Source organism: uncultured Legionella sp., assembly GCF_937871865.1.
Lineage (GTDB): Bacteria > Pseudomonadota > Gammaproteobacteria > Legionellales > Legionellaceae > Legionella.
Genome location: NZ_CALMPD010000102.1, coordinates 1 through 10,382, shown reverse-complemented (window position 1 = coordinate 10,382; position 10,382 = coordinate 1). Strand labels below are relative to the sequence as shown.

Sequence of the window (10,382 nt, the reverse complement as noted above, 5' to 3'; positions counted from 1 at the left end):
ATTTATTGCTCATGGCCTTCATCAGGTAACGAACTAAATATTACTAAAAGTAACAATCCACCGCCACTCACATCGTTTACGATAAGTGGTACTATTTCTGGCCCAACTGCCTCAGGTTTGGTATTACAAAATAATGGAACGGATGATTTAGTGGTGTCTTCTGGTTCGACATCCTTTGAGTTTGCAACACCAGTTGCTTATGGTAGCGGATACAATGTAACGGTAGCAACGCAGCCTGTGGGACTCACCTGTACAGTGGGTAATGACACAGGTACAAATGTTACGGCCAATGTGACCGATGTGCAGGTCACTTGTGCTCCTGCTGTAGGAGAGGCTTTGGGTGGTGGGGTTGTTTATCAAATTAGTGGTTCAACAGCCTATGTAGTGAGTCTTGTTGATGTGAGCATTTCTGTGCTGTGGGACACGAATGTACCTCCTACAAGCGTAGCGACCGATAATTCTTCTGGTTACGTAAATACCTATACTACCTTAGCTGCTACTAATTTTACGGCAGCAGCTGCCTGTCGTACTTATAATCCAGGCGTAGGGTCTGGTGAATGGTTCTTGCCGGCGCAAAACCAGTGGTCAATACTAGGCAATACTGATGTTTTGAACGCCATTGACGCCAAATCAGCAACAACCGGATTTACTCAATTTACAGTTGGTGCTGCGTACTGGAGTTCTACGCAAGCCAATTCCGAGCTCATATTTGTACAGTACTTTTTCCTCGTCTGGCAGCTTCGAGACCCAAAGCACGAAGGATAACACGCTTAGGGTTCGGTGTGTTTGGGCTTTAACTATTTAGCTATTTATTTTTTCAGACCGCTAAAGCGGTCTGAAAATGGGCACGTTTCTAACTCATCACTCAAGCCTGATTTAAAATAGATATACTTGAGCATTCTTCGAGATAACATGGTATATATCATCCCGAAAAAAGAAGAATTAAAGTATTATTATACCATCCAATCAAAAAATTAAGCTCAGCTTACTACCCACATCGCCATAAAATCACTAACACTCATTGCAGCTAATGAATTAGTATCACTCATCGCATTAATGATTTTTTCAACACGCTCAGCTGGTAATCGGGTATTAAGATTATTTCTGAATTTGGACATCAATACAGGAATACCCTCTTCACGTCTACGCTTATGACCAATGGGATATTCGACAGTAATAAGCTCACTTTCCGTTCCATCCTTAAAGATCAACTTCATGCTATTTGCTATGGAGCGTTTCTCCGGATCATGGTATTCACGAGAAAACCGTTCATTTTCAGTAACATGCATTTTTGCTCGTAACTCATCAATTCTCGGATCTGCAGCAGTAGTGTTCTCATAATGCTCAGCTTTTAAATCGCCAAATAACAAACCAATAGCAACCATATATTGCAAACAATGATCTCGGTCTGCAGGATTATGTAGGGCGCCTTGCTTACTGATGATTCGGATTGCTGATTCATGAGTAACCAGTTCAATTCGGGAGATATCATTAAATCGTTTCTGAACTAAAGGATGTAGAGCAACAGCACATTCAACCGCTGTTTGAGCATGAAACTCTGCCGGATAAGACAGTTTAAACAGAACATTTTCCATTACATAACTGCCATAAGGACGTTGAAATTTAAAGGGCTTTTTACCAAATAAGACATCATAAAACCCCCAGGTCGGAGCACTTAGAGCACTGGGATATCCCATTTCACCAGCCTTGGCAATTAACGCCAGGCGGACAGCTCTGGACGTTGCATCTCCTGCAGCCCATGATTTTCTAGAGCCAGCATTAGGAGCGTGTCGGTAGGTACGAAGGCTTTGTCCGTCAACAAAAACCTGAGAAAGGGTTCTTAGCATCATATCTCTATCGGCACCAAAAAGCTGTGCAGCAACGGCAGCACTTGCTACCTTAACTAGAAATACATGATCTAATCCTACACGATTAAAACTGTTCTCTAAAGCAAGACATCCTTGAATTTCATGTGCTTTAATCATTGCAGTAAGAACATCCTGCATTAAAATGGGTTTATTGCCCTTTCCACAATTTTGGCGACATAAATAATCTGCCACAGCTAAGATAGCCCCCAGATTATCAGAAGGATGCCCCCACTCAGCTGCAAGCCAGGTATCATTGAAGTCCAGCCAACGAATCATAGCGCCTATATTAAAAGCAGCCTGAACAGGATCTAATTCATAATTGGTACCAGGAACCCGAGCACCACCTGAAAGCGTAGCTCCTGGAACGACAGGCCCCATAAGCTTGGTGCACTCAGAGAAATTAAGCGCGAGAAGCCCACAACCTAACGTATCCATTAAACAAAGACGAGCTGTTTCATAAGCAAGAACGCTGTCAATTCTGGTATTTAACACATAATCAGCAATATCCACGATGACCTGATCGTAATCAGGTTTAATATTATCTTCTACATAATTACTCATATTATCCTCGTTGTTCAATTGCAATAAATTCTTGAGAGTCAGGTCCAATGTATTCAGAGGTTGGTCTTATCAATTTATTATTTGCTCTTTGCTCAAACACATGAGCTGCCCAGCCTGTGATTCGAGACATAACAAATATTGGCGTGAATAAATGAGTGGGAATGCCACAATAATGATATGCTGAAGCACTATAAAAATCGAGATTAGGGAATAGTTTCTTTTCACTCCACATGACTTCTTCAATACGCTCGGATATATGGTATAAATTCAAATCCCCTTTTGCTTCGCCCAATCTGAAAGACCATTTTTTAATGATGTCAGAACGTGGATCGCTTGTTGTGTAAACCCTATGTCCAAATCCCATGACCAATGCTTTATTAGCTAACATTTGTTTCAGACCAGTTTCAGTCTCATCTGCCGTTTTAAATCGTTCTATTAATTCCATAGCAGCCTCATTAGCACCACCATGTAATGGCCCTCTTAAAGTTCCGATAGCACTGGTTATTGCCGAATAAAAGTCAGAAAGCGTTGCAGCAGTAACACGTGCAGCAAATGTTGATGCGTTAAATTCATGCTCTGCATACAGAATCAAGGATACATTCATCATATCCACTTCAATTTGCGCGGGTCTTTTGCCATGTAATAATGCGAGAAAGTGACCACCAATAGTTTCTTCTTCACTTGTTCCTGAAATTTCTTTATTTTGAAAGTGATACGAATACCAATAACACATCATTCCAGGGAATAAAGCCAACAGACGATCAGCAATATCGTATTGCTGCGAAAAATTATTTTCTGGTTCCAGATTACCCAAAAAAGAGCAGGCAGTTCTTAACACATCCATTGGATGAGAATTTTTGGGTATCAATTTTAAAACTGTTTTCAAATGTTCTGGCAGCGTTCTCAGACTAACCAGTTTTTTAGTATAATGAGCCAACTCATTTTTTGTAGGTAACGTTCCGTACAACAACAAATAAGCAACCTCTTCAAAGCTTGCATAAGCAGCTAAATCATCAATGGAATAACCTCTATAATTTAAACCTTTACCAGCTAACCCAACAGTAGCTATTGCTGATTGACCAGCAACAATACCTGCTAAACCTCCACTTTTACTGCTCATTTCCTTCCTCCATTAGTTGGTCTAGTTTTTGTTCGTATTTGTGATATCCAAGAATGTTATACAGCTCCTCTCTGGTTTGCATTGTATCAAGAATAGATTGTTGCGTGCCTTGTTGAATTATCGTTTCGTAGGTGGTTAAGGCGGCTTGCGACATAGCCCTGAAGGCACTTAGTGGATATAAAATTAAAGAAACACCTGCTGCGCCGAGTTCTTCTCTGGTAAACATTGGTGTTTTACCAAACTCAGTAATATTAGCCAAAACAGGGACGTTAATATGTTGAGTGAAGGTTCTGTATTCATCCAGGGTAGTCATTGCCTCAGGAAAAATCATATCAGCCCCTAAATCAACACAAAGCTGTGCTCTTTCAATGGCGGAGTTCATTCCTTCAACCGCATAGGCATCTGTTCTGGCCATAATCACAAAGCCAGGCTCCTGTCTGGCATCAACAGCAGCTTTAATCCTGTCCCCCATTTCTTTCTCTGACACGATGGCTTTATTCGGTCGATGGCCACATCGTTTTGCCAGCACCTGATCTTCAATATGAATAGCAGCAACATTAGCTCGCTCCATCAGCTTTATGGTTCTGCCAATATTAAACGCATGCCCCCACCCGGTATCGACATCGACTAAAAGAGGTAAGGGAGAAATATCAGTAATACGACGTGCGTCTTCCAAGACCTGTGTCAGGTTGGTCATTCCCAAATCAGGTAAGCCATACGATGCATTAGCCACACCTGCGCCTGAAAGATAAATGGCCTTACATCCTGTTGATTCAGCCAGCATTGCGGTATAAGCGTTGATAGTTCCCAGTACTTGTAACGGCTTATATTCGACTAAAGCCTGCCGGAATTTTTTTCCCATTGAATTGGTCATTCCCTATTTCTCCTTTGACCTAAAGGGTTATTATTATGCGCTAATGGCAGTTCCTTCTCAATGCATTTTATTAAATAACCAGATGACCTTTGAGGTACCACCTGCAATAACCAGAAATAAATACTCGATTATCGACAACCTCACAAAATAACTCCCCCTTTCGTTGTAGTCCTTGAATAGCACGTAAATTGTTTTTGTTTAATTTATCGGCCCAAAATGGAGTAAGGACGCAATGAGCAGAGCCAGTTACCGGATCTTCCGAGATACTATGTTTTGGATAAAAACAACGAGAATAAAAATCTGCTTCATTAGTAGTGGAGGTAATAATTAAACCTCTTTTAGGCAATTGCAGTAAATGTTTTAAATCCACTTGTGCATTGAAGACCTGAGTATCCTCTTCTAACAATACAAGATAATCCAGCTCACTGTCGTATACTTCAAGAACAGGCTGATCTATCAATGATGAAAGCAGTTCTTTGTTTTTTGACACTGAGTAATTTAGGCGAGGAAAATCCAAAGTTAATCTGTCTTTTCTTTTTATAACAGAAAGTGGGCCGCTGCGGGAGTTGAAGGTAATAATATTCTGTGCTGTTTTCTCTAATTCGAACAAAACAAAGCCTGCAGCCAAAGTAGCATGACCACATAAATTAATTTCACCATTTGGGGTAAACCAACGGATATGAAAACCATTTTGGTCTTCAATAATAAACGCTGTTTCAGATAAATTGTTTTCAGAAGCTATAGCCAGTAGTAATTCATCATTAAGCCACTCATCCAGCAAACAAACCGCAGCTGGATTTCCATGAAAAACCTTATCAGTAAACGCATCAATTTGAAAGAAGTCAATACTATGCACAAGCTACTCACTTTATGAAATCAGCAATTATAACTGATAAAGAAAGCTATCGTTAAGTAAGAGTTTATAATTTAATGAATTATTTTTACATAGAAAGCAAACTCTATTAACGGACAGTTCAACATTTGTAACCAAAATCAATTCTTAAACGACACCCCTGGTTATATTTTTCCGCAAAAAGCGAGATGGGGCTAAAGCATGTATAAGATGCCGGGGTAAGATACTTAATTCGTTATTGATTTGCGAAGCAAGCCATTCAGCACATAAAGGAATGGTTGTTAAGCCACGAGAACCAAAGCCAGAAAATACGTAAAGCCCGGGAAGATAAGGCCCAGCTTTAGCTATCCATCGTTTTGAATTTGTTTGTAAACTGGCGAAACACTCATTAAATTTATTCGCGTTTACCACAGGCCCAACCAAAGGCATATAATCGGGTGTGGAAGCTCGAACGCCTGACCAGTGTTGCACAATAGCACTTGACCAAACATCTGGTGTGGAAATTTTGTTTAATTTAAGTAAATTACTGTCATCATCTGCACTGCGGGTCTGATACGTTGAATCCCCCAGATTGTAACTGGCGCCAAAGTGATGGATTCCATTAAGTTGCGGCAGCACATGTCCCTCCGAACACACCGGAATTTTAAGAGAAGAACTCAAATTGGTTGTGGCTATAGCCGACATCTGTCCGTGAATAGGTTTAACCGGTAAATAGCGAGTCTCGTTAAAGGAGTTTGTTTTATGCCCATTACATAAGACAACTACGTCAGCTTCAATTCCATTTATGCTCCAATTAGATCCAGTGAAGATTATGTTATCGGCTTTTGCATTTGAAATAAGCAAGATGCCTTCATTATCTAGTAAATGGTGACAAAGCTCTGGTGAGTTGATCCACCCGGATAAAGGAATAAATAACCCTTGATGATTCAACGTTAAACCTGATAAATCAGATGACTGCTGCGTATCAACTAGCCGACCCAATTCAGGGTAATGTTGTAACCAATCTACCAACTCACTTTGCGCTCTGGATTCTTTATCATCATGAGCGAGTAATAAAGAGCCCTCCAGCGCCCCTAGTTCGGGAAATTTTTTGAGAAATGCTTTATAAAAACGCGATGCATATAAAAACGAAGAGAGCATTAATTGAGTTAAGGGCGATTTAAAAGCGGACAATTTAGGAAATAATACGGCTTGTTGATTGGCAGAGGCCCCCTGCCCAACGCTCAACTGCTCTTCAAATAAAGTAACAGCCCACCCTCTTTTTGCCAAAGAATATGCAGCAAAACATCCGGCAAGCCCCCCTCCTACGATATGTACGGATTTGTTATGGTGCTTCTGAGGTTCACTGATGTGCCAGGGAGTTTGCCTGCTTCGAAGTTTAATCGATTGAATATCTGTATATACACCAACAAGCATATGTCTTTTCGGACCAAAACCTTTTTGTTTCGAAAGAGTAAAACCAGCATTTTTTAAAGCTGATTTCACCGATGCAGCAACAGTATATGTTGCACATGTGGTTTGGGTTGTAGATAACATCCCTATTATCGAGCATAGATTATGAGACCACATTTCTTCATTTTTAGAGGGTGAAAAACCATCCAGATACCAGGCATCTATAAAGGAAGTACGTAATTTAGGTTCAAGGTGAGAATCACCACAAACCAATAACTGCTCAAAGCAATCCTTGGCATCTCCGAGCATTAAAGTAAGTTTTACACGTCCATTACAAAATGATAAATGATGATATCCCGGAGTTAAAACTGGATATTGTTCTATTAATTCATTAGATTGAAGAGACAATTCAGGCCAGACATTCAAGCATTTTTTTAAATCACTCAATTTTAGTGGGTGCTTTTCACAGGAAATAAAATGGAGACACGCTGACTTTGGAGCATATTGCTCCCAAAGCTTCCAGGTAAGAAGAAAATTTAATCCCGTTCCAAAACCTGTTTCGCCTATATTAAATTGATTTGTTGTATCATCAGGTAGGGCAGACCATCGATTAATTAAATCGTTGCCCTCAATAAATACGTAACGACTCTGCATAATTCCATTGCCTATGGAATTATAAATATCATTAAATTGTCTGGATAACGGCAGATCACTACACCAATCAAGATCTGCTGTTTCTATAGGTACAAATGGACTACTCAAATAGTACTTCTCTTTTCGTTACAGCCAAAGAGAGGTCTTGAACCTCTCCAGACTTGTCTTCTTGAATTAAGTTCCTTAATGTGGGAACTATCATAAATAATATGAACGAGGCGACTATAGCAAATAATCCCAAAGATAAGAACACATGACTATAGCCTACATTGGATACTAATGGAGAAGCGCTTTCCTGACCTACAAGCATTAAATTTGAACTGTAGCTGGATAAAGTTCCTCCAACACCGGTATTTAACATCCACATTCCCATCATAATGCCTTGAAGAGAAGTTGGTGCAAGATAACCTATCATTGCATAACCAATTGGAGAGATTAAAAGCTCACCAATGCTTTGTAAAACAAAGCAGAGTACTATCCAGCCAGGATTTACCATACCGTTGGCATTAGCATAAGCAATTCCTATAGGTAAAATAGCAAATGCTAACCCAATAAATAAAAGTGCCAGGGCAAATTGTGTTGGGATATTAACTTGTCTACCGTTCGCACGCATTCTGTTAAAAACAAATCCTAATACAGGACCACCAATCACGATTGCTATTGTATTAATATTTTGAAACCATTGTGGAGGAATAATCCAGTCCGCATATTCTCGCTGTACATTATGATCGATAAAAACAGTAAGCCCCATTGGTCCTATTTGATATAACATCCAGAAAATAGTTCCGACAACCATCAGGACTGCGAAGGCCAGAATCTTATCTTTTGCTTCTTTAGTAGGTTGTTGATAGGCAATATATATAATTAATGCCAGCATGAGAATACCAGTAACCAGAACCAGTTTATTGGCCCAATCAGCATAATGAAGTATTTGGCTTAGAGCAAATGGCAAAAGCATAATAAGAAAAACACCTAAAATAGTCGCTTTTCTTTGTTGCATTTTATTTTTCATGGAGTAAGCGGTACCCTTATCTGCCAACTGATGCCAGCAATATAAACAAATAAGTAGAGCTACTAGATTACCCAGGCTGCTCAGTAAAAAAAGTCGTTGATAGTTTTGCGATATCTGGAATATTCCGCTCAGGCTAAATCCGATAAAAAAACCAATATTCATCCCCGCATAACTCCATAGAAAAGCTGTTTCTCGTCGGGAATCATCTGGTGCAAATCGTTGCGTAAGCATGCAGTTCACACAAGTAACATTTAAACCAGAACCAGTTAGAAAAGCAGCAAGACCATAGTATAGATAGATTTCGCCACCAAGCGACAATAAGACACAGCCAAGAACCTGAGCGAGCATACCAATACAAAAGAGCGTCCTGTTGGATAACAACCGTCCGCCCCAAAAACCACCTAACAAATGAAGGCCGTAATTAAAAGCAATAAAAACACCCATAATGCTATTAGCAGTGCTTACCTGCAGACCCAATTTCCCTTTCATATATAAAACTAAAGTCGAATAAAGAACACTAAAGCTAAGAGTTGAAACGACCTGAATGGAAAACAGAGCCATCGTTCCTTCAGGGATGTTGATCCATAAACCTCTTTTGCGACTCAATATCGACATATGTTGCCTTCCTTTGCTAGCCACGTTTTTCTCCAGAATGACATGGAGAAAAACTACTGTCTAGTATTTTAAAGTTTATAAAATATAAAAACATATCACTTACATTAAATATAAAAATGAGAATATTCAATGACTAATGTGAATCTTTTATTTTATTCAAAACTTTTTCAGCCGCGCTTTGGGTTTTATTTATTTCTTCTGCACCGTGCATACATGAAACAAAACCTGCTTCGTACATGGATGGAGCAAAATAAACACCATGCTCCAGCATGCCATGGTAAAACTGTTTAAATAATACCTCGTCAGAAGAGGATATATCAGAAAAGTTATACACTTCGTTTTTATCAGTAAAGCAAAATCCAAACATTCCTCCCAATGAAGCAGTGAACAAAGGGGTTTGAAATGCATTTGCAACATCAGCTAATGCAGCAGTCAGTTGATGAGTAATCTTATTCAGATTATTAAAAAATTCAGGTTGTTCAATTTCAGTCAAAGTAGCTAAACCAGCAGCCATTGCTAATGGATTCCCAGAAAGAGTACCCGCCTGATATACAGGACCTTCTGGGGCAAGAAATGCCATAATTTCAGCGTTACCACCCAAGGCACCAACCGGCATTCCTCCTCCGATAACCTTACCTAAAGTTGTAATATCCGGCGTGATCCCAAACAATCCCTGAGCACCACTTAAACCCACTCTAAATCCGGTCATGACCTCATCAAAAATTAAAAGAGCGTGGTACTTATCGCAAAGTTCACGTAATCCTTTTAAAAATCCAGGCTTTGGCATAATAAAGCCCATATTTCCAGCAACAGGCTCCAATATTATCGTTGCAATGTCATCAGGATACTTTTCAAACAATTGAGCCACTTGATCCAAATCATTAAAATCAGCGGTTAATGTATGTTCAGTGATACTTGCAGGAATTCCTGGAGTTGAAGGTATGCCTAAAGTAAGAAGCCCTGAGCCCGCTTTTACTAGCAGACTGTCACTGTGCCCATGGTAGCAACCATTAAATTTGATGAATTTATTTCTGCCGGTATAGCCGCGAGCTAATCTTATTGCGGTCATCGTCGCCTCGGTACCCGAGTTAACCATTCGAACTTTTTCAATTGACGGGACCAGCGATATAATTTTTTTAGCAAGGCGCACTTCAAGTTCAGTAGGTGCTCCGAAACTCATGCCACTCAGCAGCACTTTATCTACTGCACTTATCACTGCAGGATGACAATGCCCCAGAATCAGTGGCCCCCAGGAGCCAACATAATCAATATAATGGCGATCATCTACATCAACAAGATAAGCGCCCTTCCCCTGCTTAAAAAATACAGGGTCGCCACCAACACCTTTAAATGCACGCACGGGAGAATTCACTCCACCAGGAATAACAGATTGTGCTTCAATAAATAAATCTGATGATTGAGTCATAAAAAAT

At 39.9% G+C, this 10,382-nt stretch carries 7 protein-coding genes and 1 pseudogene; 1 reads left to right on the top strand and 7 read right to left on the bottom strand.

What is annotated here, in order from left to right; translation table 11 throughout:
• Positions 1 to 765 (top strand): annotated as a pseudogene (locus tag Q0495_RS05795) (hypothetical protein); the annotation flags it as partial.
• Between the two features lie 215 nt (positions 766 to 980).
• On the opposite strand, the gene Q0495_RS05790 reads toward Q0495_RS05795, so the two are convergent.
• The 7 genes from Q0495_RS05790 to hemL all read right to left on the bottom strand — a co-directional run bounded on the left by Q0495_RS05790 (position 981) and on the right by hemL (position 10,375).
• Positions 981 to 2,429, bottom strand: coding sequence for a bifunctional 2-methylcitrate dehydratase/aconitate hydratase (locus tag Q0495_RS05790; protein ID WP_298624034.1), 1,449 nt, complete (start codon positions 2,427 to 2,429; stop codon positions 981 to 983).
• Between the two features lies 1 nt (position 2,430).
• Positions 2,431 to 3,549: a 2-methylcitrate synthase gene (prpC, locus tag Q0495_RS05785; protein ID WP_298624032.1), complete on the bottom strand. Its 1,119-nt coding sequence runs from the start codon at positions 3,547 to 3,549 to the stop codon at positions 2,431 to 2,433.
• Entirely contained in the window at positions 3,539 to 4,423 is an 885-nt protein-coding gene (gene prpB / locus Q0495_RS05780; protein WP_298624031.1) for a methylisocitrate lyase, read from the bottom strand. The genes prpC and prpB overlap by 11 nt, the downstream gene beginning before the upstream one ends.
• A 70-nt stretch (positions 4,424 to 4,493) precedes the next feature.
• Complete coding sequence (locus tag Q0495_RS05775) at positions 4,494 to 5,279, bottom strand: PhzF family phenazine biosynthesis protein (RefSeq protein WP_298624029.1); 786 nt, start codon at positions 5,277 to 5,279, stop codon at positions 4,494 to 4,496.
• Between the two features lie 144 nt (positions 5,280 to 5,423).
• Positions 5,424 to 7,430, bottom strand: coding sequence for a bifunctional tRNA (5-methylaminomethyl-2-thiouridine)(34)-methyltransferase MnmD/FAD-dependent 5-carboxymethylaminomethyl-2-thiouridine(34) oxidoreductase MnmC (mnmC, locus tag Q0495_RS05770; RefSeq protein WP_298624027.1), 2,007 nt, complete (start codon positions 7,428 to 7,430; stop codon positions 5,424 to 5,426).
• Complete coding sequence (locus tag Q0495_RS05765; protein WP_298624025.1) at positions 7,423 to 8,949, bottom strand: peptide MFS transporter; 1,527 nt, start codon at positions 8,947 to 8,949, stop codon at positions 7,423 to 7,425. Before Q0495_RS05765 ends, mnmC begins: the two co-directional genes overlap by 8 nt.
• A gap of 133 nt (positions 8,950 to 9,082) precedes the next feature.
• Complete coding sequence (gene hemL, locus Q0495_RS05760; RefSeq protein WP_298624036.1) at positions 9,083 to 10,375, bottom strand: glutamate-1-semialdehyde 2,1-aminomutase; 1,293 nt, start codon at positions 10,373 to 10,375, stop codon at positions 9,083 to 9,085.
• Positions 10,376 to 10,382: the final 7 nt, after the last annotated feature.